Source organism: Actinoplanes nipponensis (assembly GCF_016862275.1).
In the GTDB taxonomy this organism is placed as follows: Bacteria; Actinomycetota; Actinomycetes; order Mycobacteriales; family Micromonosporaceae; genus Actinoplanes; species Actinoplanes nipponensis.
Genome location: NZ_BOMQ01000060.1, coordinates 72,481 through 92,642, shown reverse-complemented (window position 1 = coordinate 92,642; position 20,162 = coordinate 72,481). Strand labels below are relative to the sequence as shown.

Here is a 20,162-nt window from a genome sequence, read left to right as displayed (position 1 = left end):
CTGTTCTTTAATCAAAATATTGCCGCTGAGCTGGGCAGACGCGATCGTGGAAGGACCGGCTGTGGTTTCGCAACGGATCTGTTCCAGGCTCGTCGAACTGATCCGGACGCCGCCTGAGCCCCACATGATGGCGTACGGCCGGCAGAAGGGACGCGCTCGCGCGACCGAGCCGGCCGCAGCCATCGAGATTCGCAGAGGTGGCCGCGAGCTAATGACCGGCCCTCGCCAGTACGCAGTTCGGCTACCGAGCGTAACTCCACGGGAGAGCTGGCGGGGTTCGAATCTGCCGATGTGAGCGCGTTGGCGAGGGCCTGCTATCGGGGCCAATAGCGGTTATTCGCACGTATTTCATCAAGAGCGAATGTGGTGCGTTCCTCGGCTGTCAAATCAGGCTTCCAGGCAGCTGGGTTGTAGATTTCCCTAACAGGGATGTCACCGAACCCCTTTAGGGGGACCGTCCTGGCCGGATGAAGCTCAAGAACGGTGGGGATCTCACTAGGAGGGTTCACGTCATCGAAAGAACGATCTCCCCAATCTGCGCTGGGCAGTGCAATTGCGGGCGAACCTCCGTCCGGGTTCTCTGACTTGATTCCTGCGCATCGTGCTGCCAGGGCGACCGCAGAGCCGAATACCGAAACGTTGTAACGGAGTGGGGTGCCAGCGTAACCCACGATCGTACGACCAAAGGCAATTCCGATATGCGGGCGGTACGCATGCGGATCGTTCCTGGACATGTCAATCGCGGCTTGGATCGCATCGAGGACCGGGTCTTCGGATCCGAAGTCTTTGGAAAATATGACCATCACCTCGTCGCCGATATATTTGTCGACAATCCCAGGGCGGCCCTTAAGGGCCTGAGACGTGACCCATCCGAAGAATATTTGCACAAAGACCAGCGTCTCAACTGGACTCATGCCAATCGTGCGTGTTGAAAATCTACTGATGTCGGCAAAGAGGATCGCGGCTTCTATCTCCGTTCCCTTAATTGGAACGGATGATCCATCCCCGCAATCTATTGCGGCGTCTACGTTGCTTGCATGCGAGGCTAGAAAGTCTTCAAGTGAGTGAAATCGCTGCCCAAGGCCCATGGGTAGAAATTTTATGTTGCGGAGACTCAGGTCGCGGGGTTATAGGCGAAGTTTTGCATAGAACCCGTCAAGCAGGATCGCACTCCTCTGCCGCATGCGTTCCGCGTCCAGAAGACCTTGTGCCAGTACCGCCGCTCGAACGGTGTCTCGCCGACGACATCCGGACGTTGGACTGGCACACTGAGTGGACGCGTATGGCGCGAGCCGGGATGTCGGGGAGCACGGGCATCGGCGGGAGACCGCCTGCTAAACGAGCATCCCGCCGAGGGGCGTGGAGCCCGCGAAGTGCGGCCCGAGCAGCAGCACTTGCACGCATCTCCCAAGCTAGGCGGCATGTAGGGCTCTCGCGCTCGCCCAGGACATAGTCGTCGATGCGCTGCGGCCGGTCACGATCTTACGAAGTACGTCAAGAGCTGCTAGGTGTAGTCGTGATCCTGGCCAATTGATCAACGTATCGGACCCCTCTGCGGCACGAGGCCCGATGACAACAGCGAGGTGTTCACTTAGGATGTCGCGATGACCACCAAGCGCATTAGTCCGGCAGTGCTTCACCCCTTGAAGGAAGCGCTGATATATGCGTATTGGTTCAAGAAAGACCTGCGTGCCTTCCTGAACTCGTGCCTTAACGATCGAGCTTTCGTGGCGCAGTTCGATTGGGAAGGGCAGTACAAGCGCGCAATTGTCGACCAGCTTGTTGACACCTTAGCGGCAGACCAGCATCGCTACTTTGACGAGTTGCTCAATCTAATTCTGGCAACTGCAGACATCCCTGATCCAGCCCACCTAAAACGGCTCGATGACGGTGAATCAAAGTATGCCAACGCTGTGGCGGCCATCAAGGTCCTCAGCGAGTCGGTCGGCCCTTACCGGCTACTGCGCTCCGAACACGAGGAGGCCGCGCGCCGACGCGAAGCGGACCGAGTTCGAGCCGAGTCTTTCCAGGCTATGAAGGCTAAGTTGGAGGAGCTTAAGCAAAAGTTCCATGAGATCCACACTCTGGCACCTCAGCCGCGTGGATACGCGTTGGAAGCGTTCCTAAATCAGTTCTTCGCGCTTTTTGACATAGACGCCAAGGCGCCGTTCGCCTTAAAGGGTGAGCAAATCGATGGCGCATTCACATTCGAGGGTGAATATATACTCGAAGCGAAGTGGCACCAGGAGAAGACGCCCCACGGTGACCTCGAAATTTTCTATGGCAAAATCGGACGTCGGCTCGACAACACTCTCGGCCTCTTTATCTCCATGAACGGTTTTCAGGACACTGTGTTCGAGATGGCCAGACAGCGCCGCCCTAACGTCATCCTAATGGATGGCGGAGACTTAAACGCGGTGATCGATGGGCGACTCGAACTTCCCGATCTCCTTAGGCGCAAGAGGCAGCACGCTGCACGGACCGGCGAAGTCTTCGTCAGCGCATACCAGTTCCTTGCGTAGATCGGCGGGTCCACCGAGTCGTCACCGTATGAAGCAACGCTGTCGGACCGCATGTTCTGCCTCATGGGTACGCTCGGCGTTACCGTTCATGCCCGAGCCGACTTACTCACATGCCGCCGAGCGTGCGCATGGGCCGCCGAACCACCACTCTACGTAACCGCGGGTCGGCCCGCGACTCACTTGATCGGGGCCGATGCCTGGGCGGTCGACGATGCAAGCTGGCCACTTCACGCGATGGCACCCCAAGGTAGAGAGGATCAGTTTGATTGAGACGAACCGGCTCACGCTCGTCTCAATCAAACTGATCCGCCCCAGGTCGACGCCGTCTGTTGGATCAACTTCGCTGAGGACGAACACCGACGGACGCTCGGTCACACGGAAGCAATGAGTCCTTGAAGGCCACACTCACCCATGTGGTCCGGGGGTCCGTCGTTTCTGTCCCTGCAGCCGCCCGGCCAAGCGGGGGTCAGGCGGGGTACCGCTCGGCGAGCCGGTCGAAGAAGGCGTCGAGCCGACGTGCTGTGTCGGGGCCGTCGACGAGCTCGGCGCCGCCGAAGCGGTAGACCTCGTAGCCGGTCAGCTGCAGCTCGCGGTCCTCGGCCACCATCTCGGCGTACCGTTGAGGGCTGGCGCGGCCGTTGTCGTCGGCGTAGTGCTGCCGGCCGTCGCACTCGATCACCACTCGGGCCCGATGCGGCAGCAGCATCAGGAAGTCCATCCGCTGGCGCGGCAGTGGCGCCGAGCCAGGCTGGTAGTGGCTGCGCACGTGCGGGTCGTAGTGCAGGTAGACCTGCGGGATCAGCGCCGGGATGTCCGGGCCGAGGCGCAGGTACCGGTCGGCGTAGGCGCGGAGCACCCGCCGCTCGGCATCGTTGTCGCCCAAGGACCTGTCCAGCCGCCGGTACAGGCTCGAGGAGACGGCCCAATCGTCGGCGCCGGTCATGCCTTCCCGGTCGGCCCACCAGCCGGTCAGCTCGGTCCAGGTCAGCCCATGCGCCGCCAGCGGCCGGTCATAGACCAGGCAGTTGTCCGCATTGCGGGTAATGCGCAGGTCGTTGTTGAGCGCGTCGACCAGCACGATCTCGGGCTTGGGCCCGACCGCGGCGAAGATCAGGTTCTTCATAGCGCCGCGGACGCCGCCACCGATGCGGCGGTGGGCGAACAACGGGGCGCCGCTGATGTCGTCGACCTGGACTAGCTCGTAGCCGTCGTGCACCAGCACGCCGTTGAAGAACTCGCGCAGCCGCTCGACCTCAGCCAGGTCGGTGCGTACGGCGGGGTGCAGCATCTCGCCTAGAAACCGCAGCAGTGCCTTGTCGCTGTTGGCCAGTCCGAACCGCGGGTCGCTGAAGATCCAGTCGTCGTCCCAGTCCTCGTTCATGACGCGGTGCTGAACGATGTCTTGACCCGCCGTGGTGTACCGGGAGTCGTGGCTGGGCAGCTCGTCGAGGTCATAGAGCCGGGCGAGGAAGTCGGTCTCCGGCAGAGCGCCACTCCAGAAGGTGTACGCCGGCGTCAGAAACTCCCGCAGGTCGTTCGGCACGGTGGCGCGCAGCCAGGCCATGCCGTCGAGCAGGCGGCGGCGGGTGACCTCGGTGATGTATCGGTCCGCAGCGATCGGGGCCTCCGGCAAGGCATCGAAGGACGGGTCGCCGACGAGCGGCCCTCTGGGAGTCTTACCGCCCGCCGCTGGGCGCTGTCCAACCGGACCGACAGAGTGCGAGTTCGCCTGCTGCCTGAGGCGCGAATCTGCTGGCGCTCGACTCTGCCCTGGGAGCAACGAGTCCGCCGTATCGTCGGGGCATGATCAATCCCGGAGCGAACTACCCTGGAGCGCTGCCTATCTCCGACGCCCGCGAGGACTTCGCCGCAGCTGCGCTTAAGGTGTTCCTCGCCGCGGTCCGTGAGCGCGCGGACGAGCTTGAGCAGCTGCCGATTCGGCATCGCGTCGCCAGGATCGACGGTGAGCCGGTACGCACACCGGATGACGATCGCGACGGCTGGTTCGCCTGGAGCCTGCCAATCTCCGACGGTACGACGGTGCGAATCCGCATCCCGGGGGTGGACTTACCTCGAATGCGAGACGACCTCAGTTCAACCGCCCCGTGCTTGTACGTGAACGCCAATCCGTGGGGTTGGGACGCGGCCGTCGGGTCGGTGGCAAACGAAGGGATGAAGCTTCGCTAGTCGCTGCAAACCGCGCCTCGGCTTTTGACAGTGACGTCCGGCGGCGCTGATCCGCAGCTTTATCGGGTGACTCGAGGCCGCCACGGCGCCAGTCCCTGTTCCTTGACGCTGCGGCCGTAGGGCCTCAACACGCGCTACGGCCAATGAGATCTGCCGGTCGGACTACGGCTGGCCAGTTTGCAAGACGATCTGGATTGCAGCTTGCCGTCTGATGTCGGTGAGCGCACTGATGAGGTGCACGATGATCAATACTGCTTCGTCGACGGGGTGCTGTTTCGCCAGGCGGTGCCAGACATCCTTGAAGATCACCTGGAGTGCCTCGTCGGCCGTCTCCGGAATGAGTTTTTGCAGGGCGTTCTCGATTGCTTGGAGATGTTCAGGACGCGCCCAAGGTTCGCAGATCAGAGCGGTGGCTACTCCGATGAGGTTCGTGCGGCGGTGTTCTTCTGGGGAGGCGTCGTGGAGCCCGCGAAGTGATAGCTGGATCCAGGCTGGTGTGGCGTCCGGCGGCGCTTGCCGAAGTGCTGCGCGAAGGACTGCCGCTGCTTGTTCGGGATGGGTCCAGGCGGCTGGTCGACTGAGAATGGTCGTGACGGGACCGGGTTGCCATTGTCCTTCTGCGGCGACGTCGGTAAGTAGCTGCAGGTCAAAGGGTAGGTCGACGGCGTACTCGACCGTGAGGTATGTAGTGCTCGTCGGCGGGCGCTGTCGTCAAGGTGACCGCCTTCCACCGCTGCGTCGAGGAGCGAGGCGGTGCCGAAGGTGCGTACGCCGTGGGCGTGGGCGAGTCGGCGTAGGCCGAGGTCGTCGCACCAGAAGGCGATGTCGTGGAATTTGGCTGCGTCGGTGTTGATCAGCCACGTGGGTGCCGGGTCACCGAAGTGTGTGGGGAGGTGCAGCAGTGCGGGGTGGCCGACGCGCCGCAGGTGGCGTGCGTGGGTGAGCATCGCGGTGATCTGTTGTGGGCTTGACCCGATTTGACGGACAGGGTCGATGTGTTGATCTTAGTTAGGCGGCCTGACTGGTTGGTTGCGGATGACGGCCGGTGGCTTCAAATGCCGCAGGGCTGAGGTAGCCGAGGCTCGAGTGCCGACGTCGGGTGTTGTACCAGCCTTCGATGTACTCGAATATTGCCTGGCGGGCGGCGGTATATGTCGGCCACGGTTGCCGGTGGATGAGTTCGGTCTTGATCGTGGAGAAGAACGATTCGGCGACTGCGTTGTCCCAGCACTGTCCACGACGGCCAACCGACAGGCGAACACCGTGGGCCGCGGCGAGACGGGCGTGCTGGGCGCTGGTGTATTGACAGCCGCGATCGGAATGAAAGACCAGCCCGGACGCGGGCCGGCGCCGGGCGAGAGCGTCGGACAGAGCGGTGTCGACCAGGTCGGTCTTGAGATGGTCGGCGACGGCCCAGCCCACGATGCGGCGTGAGGCCAGGTCGATGACGGTGGCCAGATACAGCCAGCCCTGCCACGTGGCGATGTAGGTGATGTCCCCGCACCACCGGGTATCGGCCGCGGCCGCGTCGACGCTGAAGTCACGGCCAACCAGATCGGGACGTATACCGGCGTTCGGGTCCGCGATGGTGGTGGTCCGCCACCGGCGAGGGCTCTTGCCGGCCAGCCCAGCGGCGCGCATCAGCCGGGCGACGCGTTTACGGCCATGACGCAGCCCCGCTTCGGCGAGGTCAGCATGGATCCGCGGCGCCCCGTAGGTGCCTTTCGACACCGCATGCACGGCGGTGATCCGCGCGGTGAGCTGAGCGTCGACGCGCTTTCGGCGGGACTTCGCGCCGGTCTTCTGCTGGTAGTAGGCGGATCTGGAGACTTCGAACAGCTCGCACGCGCGTTTGACGTTGTGCTTGCCGGCTTGCTCCGCCTCGATGAACGGGAACACGCTCACCGGGTCTCCTTGGCGAAGAAAGCCGTCGCCCGCTTCAAAATATCGACGTCTTCACGCAGTCGGCGGTTCTCCCGGCGCAGCTGGGCGAGTTCGTCGCGTTCGGTGCTGCTCAGCCCGTCGGTGCGGGTGCCGGTGTCGAGATCAGCCTGCTTGACCCAGTCACGCACAGCGGTCTCGGTCAGGTCGAAGTCCTGGCTGACCTGCCGCAGCGTGCGGTCACCACGCTGGCACAACTCGACGATCTCGGCCTTGAACTCCGGCGTGAACGACCGGCGCGGCCGTGCCCGCTTTTTTGCCATGTTCTCCATGATGATGGACATCCTCCCGGAGACCCCAGGTCCCCTGATCTTGGATGTCCGTCAAAACGGGGCACGCCCATTGTTGTTGACGTTGGCGTATGTCGTCGTCGGTCTCGGTGGCGAAGAGGCGATCTTGGTCGGGGTCGAATCCCAGGGTTCCGGCGGACGGCAGGTTGAAGTGGTCGTCGGCGGAGAGGATGTCTTCGAGGCCAGCGGCGGTGGTGAGTCCTCGGCCGAGCAGCTGCAGCAGTGTGGTTGCTACATCGGGTATGAGTGCCAGCGTGAATAGGGCGCTGGCGTCGAGGAGGCAGTCGTGGTCTATGGCGTCTCGTGCATGCTGAGCCTCTATGAGCAGGTCTTGCTGGATTGGTGAGGCGATCCTGTTGTACCCGAGTGGCCGGTACGGGAAGATCGCCGCATAGGGCTTGCCTACCAGTGGCGACAGCATGCCTATTGGCAGCAGATCGTCGACGATGGCATTGCGGATTGTTTGGTAGTTGGCTGCTTGCGCGCGCAGCATCGCCTCCATATCGGCGGGCACCACGTTGTCGTCGAAGGTGTATGTAGTGATGCGGTTGCTGTCCGGATACCGCTCGAAGAACGTGGTCCAAGCATCAGACACTTCGAGGCTCATCGGCTCCGGCAGGTCAGTGCGGTCGATGCGGGTGTTGATCGCGTTCATCGCCGCCAGGTGCAGAGCTTCGTCATCGGGGAAGGCGCGTAGCTGTGCCAGGGCAGTTCTGGCGACTTCGGCCGCGTCGCCGAACCTGCGGACGAGGTCGAGCAGGAACATCGCGCGTTGTGGGGTGGTGGGCTGGGGCAGCCCATGACGCTGCATGGTCTGCAGGGCAGCCTGTGGATCACCATCACGGAATTGGCAGAGGGCTAGGTTCCAACGGGCGTCGTCGTCTTCGTCGTCGAGTTCGAGCAGCGAGCGGCACGCGGCGATGGCACTTGTCCAGTCATGGAGGGCGATTTCGATGTCGACCAGCCGGCGCAGAGCAGTCGCTCGGCCGGGCCAGAGGCTCCCTGCTTCGGCAATAGTTTGTCGGGCGACCTCTTTAGCGCTTACCCAGTCTCCGTCCTGCATGTAGCAGTCGGTAGCCATCAGCAGTAGCCGGGGGTCTTTCCAACGTTGGGTGGCGTCCACGAGCACTTGCGCTGCGCGAGGCAGGTCACCCGCAGCGCGGATAAGTTCGGCGCGTCGGATAGAGGCCAACGGCGATTTGAGCTCCAGCCCGCGTAGCCGGTTGTCGGCGTCGGTTCCGTCGAGCAGGAAGATCTCCCGAACTTGGTCTATATCCGCCATGGCGTCGGGATACTTTTCCCTCATTCCTTCGGCGCAAGGGTGGGAGGCGCCGGAGAGGGCTAGATATCTCAATGCGTGGAGGCGTTGCCCGTCGGTGGTGGCTGCGTCGGCCACCCGCCTCCATGCTTCGATGGCTGATTCAGGAGGGCGGGGTTGGCCATCAAGTGACGGCCCGGACAGGATTTGGGCGTTGACCTGCAACTTGACGAATTCGTCCCCGGACTCGGCGGCTAGCTGCTCTGCCTGCACGGGCCGCCCAGTCACCGCTGCTGCGATGGCGGCGAGGGAGAGTACGCGGGCGTCAGCCGCTTCAGCCGGCGTTGCCTCACCGTCGGGTGGTGGACGCGTGATGGTCCATACTGCGGCAGGGTCATCGCCGACAAACATCGCCTCAGCTGCGGCGGCGACCGCCTCTGCGCTGTCGCCTCGCCACGAACGGCGCATGTTTCGTGCGTGGAGGGCCAGTTCCCGGGCGCGGGCGGCATCTTTCCACCGGCTGTCTCCTCCCCCTGTCTGTGATCGCTGCATGAGCAGCCGTGCGAGGGTGAGTAGGTTGCCCGACCAGAGGGTGCGATCGGCTATCGAGTCGAGGGCGGTGACGGCGTCATTGAGTCGCTCGAGGTTTGCGAATACGACCGACGCGACTAACGCTGCTGCGTCACGTTCCCAGTCCGTCGTGGGCCGAAATTGGGCGAGAACCGAAGCGGCCTCGTTCCATTCGCTAGCGTGGTTCAGTCGTGCCGCGGCGGTCAGAGGATAGCTGGGATCGATCTGGTCAGCTTCGTCGAGCAAAGCGAGTGCGGTGGTTTCATCCTCTGCGGCACCGGCGGTTTGATGGGCGCGGAATAGCCAGAACAAGCGCGGAGTGACACCAAGATCGAGCGCGGCACGGATGAACCGGAGCGCTGCCTTCGGCTGCCCGTATGCCAGCAGGATCTCCGCTATGCAGAGCTGCCCGTCGGCCGACAGCCCAGCAGCACCCGCGGGAGGCGCTGCGGCCCATTCCCGCGCCATTAGGAAGGGGTCGGTCGCGTCTCGGGTGAAACCGACGACGACCTGCCAAGTGCCCTGGTGGTCGATGTCGCCCTCGATGAGTTGCCGGGCGAGAGGTGGCAGTCGTTTGAGTACGCGGTCGTCGCTCTCCATCTGGCTGATTTCGATCCGGCCAAGCTGATCGTGTAGGCCCTCGGCCGTATCTGCCAGCTCGTCGCCGGTGGCTGGTTGCGGCTCGGCCTCGCTAAGGAAGTAGCCGGTGGCCCACAAGGCGAACATGACCATGGTGAGCGCGAGCGAGGCCCAGACCGGGTGGTGCTGCACCCATGACAGCCAGGGCGGCAGCTTGATCACATCACTGGCAAGGTTGCCCGTGATGGACAGTGCCGTGCCAATCAGAGATGTCAGCAGTGCCACTGTGAGTGTCGGAAGGAAGGAAACGCGTCGCCGGCCAGCCAATTGATCCAAACCCCATCGGTGTAGGCGCAGAGAACTCGCCAGGTCACTCGTGCCACGGCACCAGTGCAAGGAGCTTCAGATGTTGTTGCATCCCCGGCTGCCCCGCGACACGCAGGCTATCGAAGGGGTACGACATACCTTCGGGACCGGCCATCAGTGGGCGGCGACGACAGCTGGCTCCGGATGCATATCACCGTTGTAGCGACCACTACTCCGCCTGCCTCGACAGTATCGAGCTTCACCTATGCTCGACGGCGTTTCGTTAGTCACCTCGGCATGATCGCCGCTTCGGATTCCTATCAGTCAGTGATGAGCCGGCAGGTGTTGCCCGAGGGCATGCGGATGCGGCCCACCTCGTCACGAGGGTGAGCCGCGTCTGCCTCTGTCCCGTCAGATACCGCTCGAACCGGCGATCTGCTCTGCCGGTGGTGCTTGCACGGTGACCGGAGTGCCGAAGTCGGAGTAGGTCAGGTCTAGCGGGTACGTGCCGCCTTTGGTTCTGGGGACGTCGAGGTGGTAGCGGGTGAGGCGGCCCTGGTTGTCGAGGTCGGCGGTGAAGGCCACGGTCGGTGCCGGTGCGGCGCTGGAGCCGCTGCTTGGGGTCGGCACGCTCAGTGCCTTGGCGACGGCGGCGGTGGCGAAGGCGCCGGTGAAGTGGCGGGCGCTGGGCCGCTGCACGTTGGTGGCTTGGGTGAGCGGGTTGGCCATCTTGGCGCCGTCGAAGCCCTCGGCGAGGGTGGCTGATTCGGCCTGGTTGATGCGCCGCCAGGGCTTGTTCGTGCTGCCGGGCAGGCTGGGGGTGTTGGTCTTGAGGTAGACGACGTCGCCCAGGACGCGCCATTCGATGATCGAGGTGCCGCCGTCGCGTTTGGTCGTGGCGGTGAAGGCGCCGATCTTCTTCGCCGGGTCCATGGCGCCGTCGAGCCGGGCATCGGTGGTGTCGATCTTGACGATCATGATCATCTGGAAGGTGTCGTTCTTGAGCCGGCTGGCGGCGTCGGCGAGCTGGGCGGCGGGCGTCTTCGTCGGTGGCGTACTCGTGCGGGACTCGCGCTGCTCGGTGCCGGTGCAAGCGGTCAGGGCCAGGACGGCGGTTGCGGCGAAGGTGCCGGCGGTAAGGGTGCGTCGTCGCATGGTGGCGGGTGCCTCCCGGGAGTGGGTTCTACCGATGGGTGTGTGATCGCGGTAAGGCGGCGTCGTGGCCCGATGGCACCGCCGGGTGGGTGGATCCGCGGCGGCGAGCTGGTCGAGCTGGTCGGCGTCGGAAGAGGTGGGTCGGTTGTCCGGGCCATGGCGGGCCGGGTGGCCGCCATTTCGGTGGGACGGCAGGGTGTCGCTGCGAACCGCGACGACACCCTGCCGCCGATCTGGGGACTTCCGCTGGCGCGTACGCCGCCTCAGAAGTCGGACACGCCGGTCGCGCCGGTGGCCCAGCCGGAGGTGTTGTACAAGATCCCGGCCCGCATCCGGAAGTACGTGCCGTCCTTGACGTTCGTGGCCGCGTTGGCCCAGGCGCCGGCTGCGATGGTGGTGTAGTAGTTGCAGGTGTTGCTGGTCTTGCCGAACATCACGCAGACGCGGATCTTGCCTCGCGTCGTGTTCTTGACGTTGATGTCGCGGCACTGGCTGGTGGTCTTGAGCACCGGCGTGACCGAGTAGTTGTACTGGCCGGTGGGGTCTTCGGGGAAGGCCAGGCTGCCGTAGCCGTCGAAGTGGAACGAATACGGGGACGCCCTGCATCCGGAGGCGGCCAGGGTCGACAGCTTGCCCGAGCCGGGGGTCGGGTCTCGGTAGGTGGCGGCTTGCGCGGGGGTGGCGCCCATTAGCGGCAGGGCCGCGGCGACCGCGGCAGCGAAGATCACCAGCAGCGGGGTGCGCCGGCGTTTCCGGGCCGTCACCCGGGTCGCGCTGATCGTCGTGTCATGCCGGGCCAGCGGTGCGGCGGCGTCGGCGACGGCCGTGGTGGCGGTGCGGGTCAGGGTGGTGTTCATCGCAGTGCTCCTTCGAGCTCGGTGACCGGGTGGTCGATGCGGTTGGTGATGAACTCAGGCGTGAGAACCTGGCCGGTGGGGCGCGTCGTGTCGTCGCTCGAGGCCAGCGCGAGCGTGGTATTGCTGCGGGCTTTCGCCTGTCGGTGGTGCCGTCCGGTACTGCGGTGCACAACGGGGGCGGCGATGACCAGCAGCGTCGCGAGGACCGGGAGGATGAGCAGCGCGTTGCCGAGGCCGATGTGCATGGCGGCGCCGCCGATGATGGCCGGCCCGGTGACGTAGCCGAGGTAGCCCAGCGCAGCAACGCGTGACAGCGCCGCGCCGGGTCGTGCCGGGTCTAGGCCGCCTGCGGTGGAGTAGAGCAGCGGGACCACGCAGGACAGTCCGGCGCCGAGGCAGGCGAATCCGGCGATCGCAGTGAGCGGGGTGCCGCCGATCAGGCCCAGGGCGAGGCCGCCTCCGCCGATCAGGCCGCAGCCGCGCAGCAGGGCGGCGGGGGCGACGGCGGCGGTGAGCCGGTCGCCGACGAGCCTGCCGAGGGTCATGCTCGCGGCGAAGGCGGCGTAGGCGGTGGCGGCCATGGCGGGTGTCGCGCCGAGGCGGGTGAGGTAGGTGCTGGCCCAGTCGGCGGCGCCGCCATGCACATCGGCCTCGGCAACGCGCTGAAGGCGAGCAGGCCGAGCAGCAGGATCCGGGTTCGCGGCCGGCGCTGCGCCGGCGCCGCCGTGGCGGTGGCTTCCTGACTGTCGGTGCTCACAATAGGCGCGGGGATGAAGCGGTGGATCGCCCACCCGGCCGCAGCGGTAGACATGACCGCGGCAGCGGCGAAGGCGTCGGCGACGCTGAGACCGATATGGGCGCAGGCGGCCGACAGCAGTGCCCCGGCAACACCGCCGATGCTGAACAGCGCGTGGAACGAGGTCATGATCGGCCGGCCGTACGCGGCCTGGCACGAGACCGCGGCGGCGTTCATCGCCACGTTGAGGGTGCCGTGCAGGATGCCGAAGGTGAGCAGGGCGGCGGCCAGCGTCGTCCACGTTGGGGCGTGGCCGGCGAGCAGGAGCGCCCCGCCGAGGGCCAGTGACGGGAGGACCATGACCGTAGTGCTGCCGTGCCGGTCGATGAGCCGGCCGGCGGCGCGCATGCCGAGCAGGCCGCCGGCGGCCAGGAGGAGCAGGCAGATGCTCAGCTTGCCGTCGGCCATCTTGATGTTGTGCTGGATGGTGGGGATCCGAGCGGTCCAGGTGCCGATGGTCATGCCGGCGATGGCGAACATCAGGCTGATCGCGAGTCGGTAGCGGCGCAGCACCTCGGAGACACCGATGCTCGTGCTGGACTCAGGACTGAGGGCGATGGTCATGGAAAGAACTCCACGGAGGGGAAGGTGGGGTTACGGCGCAGCAGAAAGGACCTCGCGTGCGGTGCCGGCTCGGGGGCCGGTGATGCCGGCGGCATCACCGGCCGCTGCGGTCAGCCGTGCGGTTCAGCCGATGGTGGCGCAGGCAGTGCCGTAGCTGGAGTAGCCGTTGGACGTGCCGGGCCCGGTCGCGCCGGTGTAGCGCCAGAACTTGGAGCAGATCTTGGTGCCCTTGGCGTAGTTGCGGTTGACGTTCCAGGTGCCGGTGGTGACCTCGGCACCGAAGATCGACTTGGAGCAGTACTCCTTGTCGTTGCCGCCGTTGGAGTCGGCGTAGTGCTTGCCGTTGATCAGCACTTGGCTGTGGCCGTACCGGCACGTCTTGGCGTAGAGCGCGACGCGGCTCTTGATCGAGTTGACGTGGAGCTTGGTGCCGTTGACGGCCACGCAGCTGGCGTAGGCGTCGCCCTTGCACTTGTCGGCGCTGGCCAGCGCGGGCGTGGCCACGGTGAAGGTCAGGCCCAGCGCGGCGGCGGCAACGGCGGCGGCACGAGCGAGGGTGTTGTTCATGGCTGCCTCTTTCCGGGAGGGATGGTGGTCTCCGAAGCCGCGGCACGAGCAGTGATCGGTGACGGCGTCACCTGAGCCGGCCGCGACCGCACCGACAGGTGTCCGCCGTCTCGGCGGGAGCAGCGCCGTTGGATACGGTGCGGGTCGAGACGGGTGCCGGGCTGGGTATCGCTTCCTTGACGACCCTGCCTGCTCAGAGCTCCGCGATATAGCTGTCCGTAGCTGTCTTGGGCTGTCCTGCAACGCGGTGATCCTCGACCGGGTCGGCACGCGCAAGCGTGGCGCGATGCCCGGTCGGCAGCCGCGGTCCGGCGTACCAAGGCATCAGCGGCGCGCTCGGCGCCGACTCGTCAAGCGGCGCGGTTCACTCGGGCTCGCCGGGTCCTCGACCATTGCTTCGCCGGTCAGCAGGATGGTCGTGTGCACGAGACAGTCAGCTCTTCGAGTCAGGTTTCCGCCGACGTTGACACCGTCGATCATCTGCCCGATTGGCAGCCGGGCGAGCAGCTGCGACGAACCGACAAGGCCGTCACCACTGCTGGCCGCTGGCGCGGTCGTGACGTGGTCGCCAAGCAGCTGACCAGTTCCGAGCGGCATTGGGTCAAACGCTTCGCGCACGAGGTCAGCGCCTACCGAGCGTTCGAGGCCACGCCGCCACCATGGCCGGTACCGCAACTCCAATACGCCAGCCAGCGTCTGCTGATCATTGAGCGGCTGCCCGGGGCGTCCCCGAACACAGACCGATACCCACCCCTGCTGGCCGAGCCCACCGTGACAGCCATGATCGACGCGCTGACAGGCTTCGCGGCGTGGCAGCCTCCCCCAGGACCGCTGAGCGTGCCCGCCACCGACTGGCCGGCACGGATCCGCCGCTACGCCGCGGCCGGGGATCTGCCCAACGACGTTCAGCAACCGCTACTGGAAGCGGTTGCCAGCGCTCCGCTGGTCTTCGGCCACGGCGATCCGTTGGCCAGCAACGCCTTGGCCGGTGCCGGTCATACGCTGATCTTCATCGACTTCGAGTTCGCCGGCATGTATCCGCCCGGCGCTGACCTTGCGCTTCTCGGGTTGTGGCTGGGCCGCCACGACCCGCGCGCCGAGCAGCGGTGCGCCCAGATCGCCGAGGCCGGCGGATCGCTGCACCGTTACCGGGCGATGCGGGTGCTGTGGCTCGCCCGCGAGCAGCGGCTCTACCAAACTCTGTTCGACATGGTCGACGACCACGAGCACCGGCAGTGGCTCGACGACCAAATCGCTGACGCGATCACCGGGCTACGCCGGACCGCAGGCCGTGACTGAGGCCGCGTCGATGCCGGACCACACCCTCGCGGCGCCCCTCGCCGGGTGCATCGCGGAGCGGTTCGGACTCGGCCGGGTGCTGTCGTGCCAGCAGATCCCCCAAGGTTTGATGAACCCGAACTGGCGGATGACAACCACCACCGGCAGCTATGCGATCAAACAGCTCCACGATCGGCCTGCAGAAACAGTGCGCGACGTCCACCAGGTCCTGCCTCGGCTCGCCGAGCACGGCATTCCGGTCCCGCTGCCCCGCACCACCACCCAGGGCGACACGGTGCTGGGCCTCAACGGCCAGTGGTACTCCGCCAGCGATTGGCTGCCCGGTACCCACCTCCACGGCCACGACCTCACGATGACGGCGTGCGCGCAGCTCGGCGAGCTGATCGGCCGGCTGCACGACGCCCTCGCGTCGGTCTTGCCCGAGGCGCCTGAACGGCTGCTCGACCGTCCGACCGGGGTCGGGGAGGCCCGGGCCCGGCTGGAGAACTACGCGCGGGCCGCCAGCAGCGCAGGGGACAACTTCGACGAGCTGGCCCGCCGCGAGATCCGCCAGCGGCACGCTCTGCTGGACCGTGTCGCAGACCGTCAGCCACCCGCCGGAGAGATCGGACCGGCCGGGTGGACGCACGGGGACTTGCAGCCGCTGAACATCCTCATTGACCCGAGCACTGCTCAGGTGAGCGCGATCCTTGACTGGGATCGGCTGGAAACGCGCGGCTACGCCGCCGAGATCGTACGGACTGCGACAATTTGGTTCACCGACACCGGCACGGGCGCCCTCGACCTCGACCGCATCGCCGCCTTCATCCACGGCTACCGCACCCGCCGCTCGATCAGCGACGAGCAGTTACTCGATGCCTCGCAGCGCCGCTGGTGGCACCTGCTCACAGGCACCTGGCAACTGCGTTTGCACTACGAGCAGCACGACCGCGGCTGCGATCACCTGCTCTTCTCCGACGGACGGCTACTGCGGTGGTGGCTCACCCGCACCGAGGCAGTCAACACCGCGCTCACCGCGAGCACGGCTCCACGCTGAATAAGCCTCCCGACGCGGGCTCCGACTGCCGCCGTCGAGCCGGCATGGACGGGGTCAACGCACGTCGTGTCGGTGACGGACCCATGCCTGATTGGCCTTATGCAGGCGCGACGTCCACTCGTCAACGCCAGTGCCGGCGGTTTCCGCCCACAGCCGCTCGTTCGCCTCCGCGAATGCAGTCACTGCAGCAATCGGCGCCACGGCGAACGCCGGCACCCGCGCGGCGATGCCTTCCGCCGCGTCGGGCTGGTGGCCGGCGGCGATCAGCCAGATGATCCAGTAGGCGGCGTCGAGCCACGCTGCGCCGCGGGTGGCCCACCCCCAGTCGACCAGCCAGGTCCGTTCGCCGATCAAGACGTTGGTGTTGTTCCAGTCGGTATGCAGCAACGCGTCGCCAGCGAACAAGGCTGCATCGTCGGGCCGCTCGACGTAGGCGGCGAGCCGCTGCTCGGCGCGACGCAGCTCCAGCGGCGGCGCCGCGATCGTGGCGAGCTGCTGCAGCAGACCGGCGACCACTCGCACGTCGGGCGAACCCGGCCGATAGTCGGCGGGACGGGCCGTCACCGCAGCGAACACCAGGACGTCCCAGCCCCGAGCGACAACGTGCGTCACCAGTGACGGCGCCACGAACTTCAGGTGCGGAGCGAGATCTGCCTCGCGCTGTTGTGTCCACACCCAGCGGTGATCAGCAGGCAAGCCCTTGACGAAGAACTCCCCACCGGCGGTACGTAACCTGGCCGAGAGCGCGTTGTTGAGACCACCCTCAACCGGTTCGACGGCGAGGACCGACCCGGTGGACTCTTCGATCAGCGACCGCACCGTCAACGGCAAAGACTCGTAGCGCGTACGTACGATCACCACGACTGCTCCCTTCGCCGACCGCACGGCACGGCTCGCTTCTTCACCAGTCGCGACACCGAGTGACCTCAGCGACAGCGCGACTACCGTACCCGCCAGTGCGCCCCGAGCTGGCCGCACGACCTGCGCTCGACCGGAACTTCACACCACACGAGCCGGGACAACGGATCCTCGTTCGACGTGCTGCGAAGAAGGGGTCACGGTTCGGCGACAGCCGCTTGATGCTGCCGGTGCGTTCTGATCCAGTCGTCGACATCCTCCGCGAACCAGACCTTTCCTTGCGCCAGGTCAGCAACAGGCCGGGGGAAATCATCGCGGCAGGTGATCTGGTAGGTCCGCTGCCGGCTCACCCCGCCGAGTCGGATGCGGATCTCGTGGGCGCCCAACAGTCGAATACTTCGACCCGTCATGCGACAATCCTAGTCTCTAGACTAGTAGCAGCCAACCGCGTATCGCACATCCAGGCGCTTGGTCGGGGCTTGCGCAGACGCGTTGGCAGCGATTCCGGACCTTGCTCCAGGCGCCGTCGAGTCCCGTGCCCACCTGCACCATCAGCTTCGGCGGGGACGTGACCGAGCTCCGGTGAATTCGGCAGGCCAACCTAGCGCAGCTATGACGGCGGTAGGTCAGCTGATGCGCGGCTTGCCGTGCCGACAGGGCTTGCCCACCCCATGCCTGCCGCCGTGGTCTCCGGATGGGTTCCGGGACATTGAAGTCTGCGTAGGCGATGGCGAGCAACGCCGGGGCGACAGGCAGGACGAGCACGACGGGCAGATAAGGCCTGGCTTCGACGACTCGGGCTTCCGTGTGCTGACCGGCGTGTGCGGTGTTCAGCACCAGACGTTGTTCTCGCCGGCGAAGTAGGTCCAGGGCCGGGTCCCGGCGGGCAGGTCCGCCTGTAACAGCACCGATAGATGCTGGCACCAGGTGGGTAGGTCTACTAGCTCGATCAACAGCCGGGCCAGCTCGATGACGTTCATGCTGGTGTAGCTCAGCTTATTGCCGGTACGCATCGACACCTGCAGCAGCGGCTTCGCCGGGTTTTCGGTGCCGTTCAGCTGTTGAAGCCAGCGGCCTTGAACGCCGACTTTGGCGAGCGCGTCAAGCAAAGTTTCCGGGGCCATGCAGACGGTGTAGAAAATCACGTCGGTGATGAGCCCGACGGCTAGTTCCGGCTCGATCGGGTAGATCGCCCAGGGCGGCTCGGCCGGTGACCGGGCGGCTCGGTCCACGCTGTTGAGCGCGATGATGTGGTGTTCCGAGCGGATCGCGGCCCGGCGCTGTTGCCGCTTGGTCTCAGCTGCGAAGCGGGCGTTGAACTGATGAGGCGAGAAGTGGTCGGGGGCAGAGGAAAAATTCACCGCCACGATCGCCCGTCGTCCGGGAAGCTGGGCTCCCTGGATACCCCGCTTATGGGCGAGAATCAAGATCTCGCGCAAGCCCTTCATGTTGGCTCGATAAGCGACGTTGGACGGAACCAGGGTATAGCCGCCGGCCGCCAGCGGGCCGCCGTTGATCAAGGCGTTGACAGTGTCGAGGATCTTCTGATCCTGCGCCTTGTCGCGATACCGATCGTTGGTCTTGATCTCGCGCAGCAGGACCCCGCCGTCCTTGCCGAAGATGCTGAGGTCGCCGATACGCAGGGCAGAGGTCGAGTCGTGGTGCAGCACGAACTCGCCGTTGTCCCGCCAAGCTTCCGCGATGATCTCGCGCTCCCGCTCGAGTCCCTTTTTGTCGAACATCGGCCCAGCTGGGTCGCTGCGCGACAGCGCGAAGATGATGTTGCGTTCGTAGCCGAACATGCGCCAGGCCAGACCGTCGCCGACGGTACGCAGCTGGCGGCAGACCCGTTCGAACACCTCGTACTCAAGCTCCCATGAGTAAAGATCGAGGGGATCGAGTCCGCTGCGCAGTTCAGGAGCATGGTTCGGGATCTTGCCCGGTTTCTTGCGCAGCATCTTGCGGGCTCTGCTGACGGCACCGCGGTCTTGTTCTACTTGCAGCAACAGGTCAAGCAGGCGCTGCTGGAAGTGGTAAGCGTCCTCCGGCGACCCGCATTGCCGAAGCTCGCGTACCAGCTCGACCAGCTTTCCGATGGCCCACCGGTGAACCGGGTGGGTAAGCAGATCCTCCGCTTGCCCCTGGCCCAGCCGTTCGACTAGCGAGTCACCCATGTCCCATCCGTTTCTTCGGTGCGCATTCTCGCTGGTCACGGAAGAGCGGACAAGTAAATTCCCCGCGCCCCCGCGGCGCGTAAACGGGGTGCTGCGACGGCGGCCCAACGCACCGGCCCCTCCCGCATCGGCCGCACAGAGGCGATCCTCGCGCTGAACGAGAGCCCGGGTGAGACCTTCACCAGGGACGACTTCGAACACATGTACGATCCGCTGGTGGGATCGACCCGGCCTGAGCGCGAGGAGCCGCTGGCGCGTACGACGTACGTCGCGGCGGCGCGCCGCTACGTGAGCGCGTTTGCCACAGTGATCGCCCGCGGGGTGCCGGTCGATCCGGGCCGCAGCGCTCACGACGTGCGGGAGTGGCAGGTGCAAGACGTGCAGGTGCTGCAGGAACTGCACGAAGCGCTCGGGCAGATGCTGAGTGCACGGCGCGCCTACGACGCCGTTCGCCGCCACCGGTAGGGCCCCATGGTGCACCGCAGCCACCATGACGCCGGAGAAGGACCGGGCCGGCAGACCAGGACACCAGGCGCGGTAAATTCACCCCTGGCAGCTGGTCGGCGAGGCCGCGGGCAGGCCGTCGCACAGCAGCGGGAGCAGCCGATCAGGTTCGGTGAGCACGCCGTCCGCCGTCGTACGGCCACATTGTCGGCTCCCGGAAGACGATGCCGAAGTAGACCGTGCTCGGATCGAAGTCCCAGGTGGGATCGACCACGGTCCCGTCCGCAGTGACGCACCAACCGTGGGCCAAAGACAGCTGCCGGCTCCCTACGGTGGCGGTAGCGAAACCCTCGGCGTACAGCGGACCCTCGGCGGCGTACGTGGCCGCCGTTGTCGCGGCGTTGCCGTAGTACAGCCGGTCGGTCAACTTAGGCACTCGATCGGACGCCGAGCGGCGGTGAAGAACGCGCCGTGCGCGGCGAGCAGGTGCCAGGTGGAGCGGAACGCCCACCCCGGCGGCTGGGCGTTGACTTCCGAGACGGTGGCGCAGCCGTGGATGTAGGCGAGCAGGGTGTGCTGTGCCGCCGTCAGGGTGGTTCCGCGTCGTTGCTCCAGCGTCATCGCCGCTGGCCCCTGCTCCCGATTGGTCGCAGTGCAAGGTAGATCGCCGTATGCGGGCGCTACGCCCTTCACCGCCTCGCCTGCTGACCTGTTCGGAAGGGTACGACGAAGGCAATCCGCGACAGTTGAATACTCGAT

General features: G+C 65.7%; 21 protein-coding genes. 6 read left to right on the top strand and 15 right to left on the bottom strand.

Features of this window, described 5'->3' with window-relative positions; genetic code table 11:
• Positions 1-314 precede the first annotated feature (314 nt).
• Positions 315-1,088 carry an adenylate/guanylate cyclase domain-containing protein gene (locus tag Ani05nite_RS25450; protein ID WP_203772233.1) on the bottom strand — a complete coding sequence of 258 codons (774 nt, stop codon included), beginning with the start codon at positions 1,086-1,088 and terminating at the stop codon, positions 315-317.
• 516 nt (positions 1,089-1,604) lie between these two features.
• Here Ani05nite_RS25450 and Ani05nite_RS25445 point away from each other — a divergent pair.
• Entirely contained in the window at positions 1,605-2,522 is a 918-nt protein-coding gene (locus Ani05nite_RS25445; protein WP_203772231.1) for a hypothetical protein, read from the top strand.
• A 466-nt stretch (positions 2,523-2,988) separates the two neighbouring features.
• Here Ani05nite_RS25445 and Ani05nite_RS25440 read toward each other — a convergent pair whose 3' ends face one another.
• Positions 2,989-4,155: an AbiJ-related protein gene (locus tag Ani05nite_RS25440; RefSeq protein ID WP_203772229.1), complete on the bottom strand. Its 1,167-nt coding sequence runs from the start codon at positions 4,153-4,155 to the stop codon at positions 2,989-2,991.
• Positions 4,156-4,325: 170 nt separating this feature from the next.
• On the opposite strand from Ani05nite_RS25440, the gene Ani05nite_RS25435 reads away from it, so the two are divergent.
• Both Ani05nite_RS25435 and Ani05nite_RS25430 read left to right on the top strand, forming a co-directional pair.
• Complete coding sequence (locus Ani05nite_RS25435) at positions 4,326-4,709, top strand: hypothetical protein (RefSeq protein WP_203772227.1); 384 nt, start codon at positions 4,326-4,328, stop codon at positions 4,707-4,709.
• Positions 4,710-4,886: 177 nt separating this feature from the next.
• Entirely contained in the window at positions 4,887-5,186 is a 300-nt protein-coding gene (locus tag Ani05nite_RS25430) for a hypothetical protein (protein ID WP_203772225.1), read from the top strand.
• A 531-nt stretch (positions 5,187-5,717) separates the two neighbouring features.
• On the opposite strand, the gene Ani05nite_RS25425 is transcribed toward Ani05nite_RS25430, so the two are convergent.
• From Ani05nite_RS25425 to Ani05nite_RS25390, 8 genes are all read right to left on the bottom strand, one after another.
• A complete protein-coding gene (locus Ani05nite_RS25425) occupies positions 5,718-6,614 on the bottom strand; it encodes an IS3 family transposase (RefSeq protein ID WP_203772223.1) in 897 nt (298 codons plus the stop codon).
• Positions 6,611-6,922 carry a transposase gene (locus tag Ani05nite_RS25420; protein WP_203772221.1) on the bottom strand — a complete coding sequence of 104 codons (312 nt, stop codon included), beginning with the start codon at positions 6,920-6,922 and terminating at the stop codon, positions 6,611-6,613. Before Ani05nite_RS25420 ends, Ani05nite_RS25425 begins: the two co-directional genes overlap by 4 nt.
• Positions 6,831-9,632 carry a tetratricopeptide repeat protein gene (locus tag Ani05nite_RS25415; protein WP_203772219.1) on the bottom strand — a complete coding sequence of 934 codons (2,802 nt, stop codon included), beginning with the start codon at positions 9,630-9,632 and terminating at the stop codon, positions 6,831-6,833. Before Ani05nite_RS25415 ends, Ani05nite_RS25420 begins: the two co-directional genes overlap by 92 nt.
• A gap of 432 nt (positions 9,633-10,064) precedes the next feature.
• Positions 10,065-10,808 (bottom strand): hypothetical protein, encoded by a 744-nt coding sequence (locus Ani05nite_RS25410; protein WP_203772217.1) that lies wholly within the window; start codon positions 10,806-10,808, stop codon positions 10,065-10,067.
• A 263-nt stretch (positions 10,809-11,071) separates the two neighbouring features.
• Positions 11,072-11,665 (bottom strand): hypothetical protein, encoded by a 594-nt coding sequence (locus Ani05nite_RS25405; RefSeq protein WP_203772215.1) that lies wholly within the window; start codon positions 11,663-11,665, stop codon positions 11,072-11,074.
• Positions 11,662-12,246: an MFS transporter gene (locus Ani05nite_RS25400; protein WP_203772213.1), complete on the bottom strand. Its 585-nt coding sequence runs from the start codon at positions 12,244-12,246 to the stop codon at positions 11,662-11,664. Before Ani05nite_RS25400 ends, Ani05nite_RS25405 begins: the two co-directional genes overlap by 4 nt.
• Positions 12,207-13,025 (bottom strand): MFS transporter, encoded by an 819-nt coding sequence (locus tag Ani05nite_RS25395; RefSeq protein ID WP_203772211.1) that lies wholly within the window; start codon positions 13,023-13,025, stop codon positions 12,207-12,209. Before Ani05nite_RS25395 ends, Ani05nite_RS25400 begins: the two co-directional genes overlap by 40 nt.
• Before the next feature lie 123 nt (positions 13,026-13,148).
• Positions 13,149-13,592 carry a hypothetical protein gene (locus tag Ani05nite_RS25390; protein WP_203772209.1) on the bottom strand — a complete coding sequence of 148 codons (444 nt, stop codon included), beginning with the start codon at positions 13,590-13,592 and terminating at the stop codon, positions 13,149-13,151.
• A 420-nt stretch (positions 13,593-14,012) separates the two neighbouring features.
• Here Ani05nite_RS25390 and Ani05nite_RS25385 point away from each other — a divergent pair, with 420 nt between their 5' ends.
• Together Ani05nite_RS25385 and Ani05nite_RS25380 are read left to right on the top strand one after the other, a co-directional pair.
• Positions 14,013-14,891 (top strand): aminoglycoside phosphotransferase family protein, encoded by an 879-nt coding sequence (locus tag Ani05nite_RS25385; protein ID WP_203772207.1) that lies wholly within the window; start codon positions 14,013-14,015, stop codon positions 14,889-14,891.
• A complete protein-coding gene (locus Ani05nite_RS25380; RefSeq protein WP_203772205.1) occupies positions 14,884-15,927 on the top strand; it encodes a phosphotransferase in 1,044 nt (347 codons plus the stop codon). The genes Ani05nite_RS25385 and Ani05nite_RS25380 overlap by 8 nt, the downstream gene beginning before the upstream one ends.
• 54 nt (positions 15,928-15,981) lie before the next feature.
• Here Ani05nite_RS25380 and Ani05nite_RS25375 read toward each other — a convergent pair whose 3' ends face one another.
• From Ani05nite_RS25375 to Ani05nite_RS25365, 3 genes are all read right to left on the bottom strand, one after another.
• Entirely contained in the window at positions 15,982-16,788 is an 807-nt protein-coding gene (locus tag Ani05nite_RS25375) for a hypothetical protein (protein ID WP_203772203.1), read from the bottom strand.
• Positions 16,789-16,982: 194 nt separating this feature from the next.
• The gene (locus Ani05nite_RS25370; RefSeq protein ID WP_203772201.1) at positions 16,983-17,195 is read right to left on the bottom strand and encodes a helix-turn-helix transcriptional regulator; all 213 of its coding nucleotides are present in this window, start codon (positions 17,193-17,195) and stop codon (positions 16,983-16,985) included.
• A gap of 420 nt (positions 17,196-17,615) precedes the next feature.
• Positions 17,616-18,959: a hypothetical protein gene (locus Ani05nite_RS25365; RefSeq protein ID WP_203772200.1), complete on the bottom strand. Its 1,344-nt coding sequence runs from the start codon at positions 18,957-18,959 to the stop codon at positions 17,616-17,618.
• Positions 18,960-19,160: 201 nt separating this feature from the next.
• Between Ani05nite_RS25365 and Ani05nite_RS25360 the strand changes: the two genes are divergently transcribed.
• Positions 19,161-19,424 (top strand): hypothetical protein, encoded by a 264-nt coding sequence (locus Ani05nite_RS25360; RefSeq protein ID WP_203772198.1) that lies wholly within the window; start codon positions 19,161-19,163, stop codon positions 19,422-19,424.
• A 142-nt stretch (positions 19,425-19,566) separates the two neighbouring features.
• On the opposite strand, the gene Ani05nite_RS25355 is transcribed toward Ani05nite_RS25360, so the two are convergent.
• Together Ani05nite_RS25355 and Ani05nite_RS25350 are read right to left on the bottom strand one after the other, a co-directional pair.
• A complete protein-coding gene (locus Ani05nite_RS25355; protein WP_203772197.1) occupies positions 19,567-19,830 on the bottom strand; it encodes a hypothetical protein in 264 nt (87 codons plus the stop codon).
• The gene (locus Ani05nite_RS25350; RefSeq protein ID WP_203772195.1) at positions 19,827-20,024 is read right to left on the bottom strand and encodes a hypothetical protein; all 198 of its coding nucleotides are present in this window, start codon (positions 20,022-20,024) and stop codon (positions 19,827-19,829) included. The genes Ani05nite_RS25355 and Ani05nite_RS25350 overlap by 4 nt, the downstream gene beginning before the upstream one ends.
• Positions 20,025-20,162: the final 138 nt, after the last annotated feature.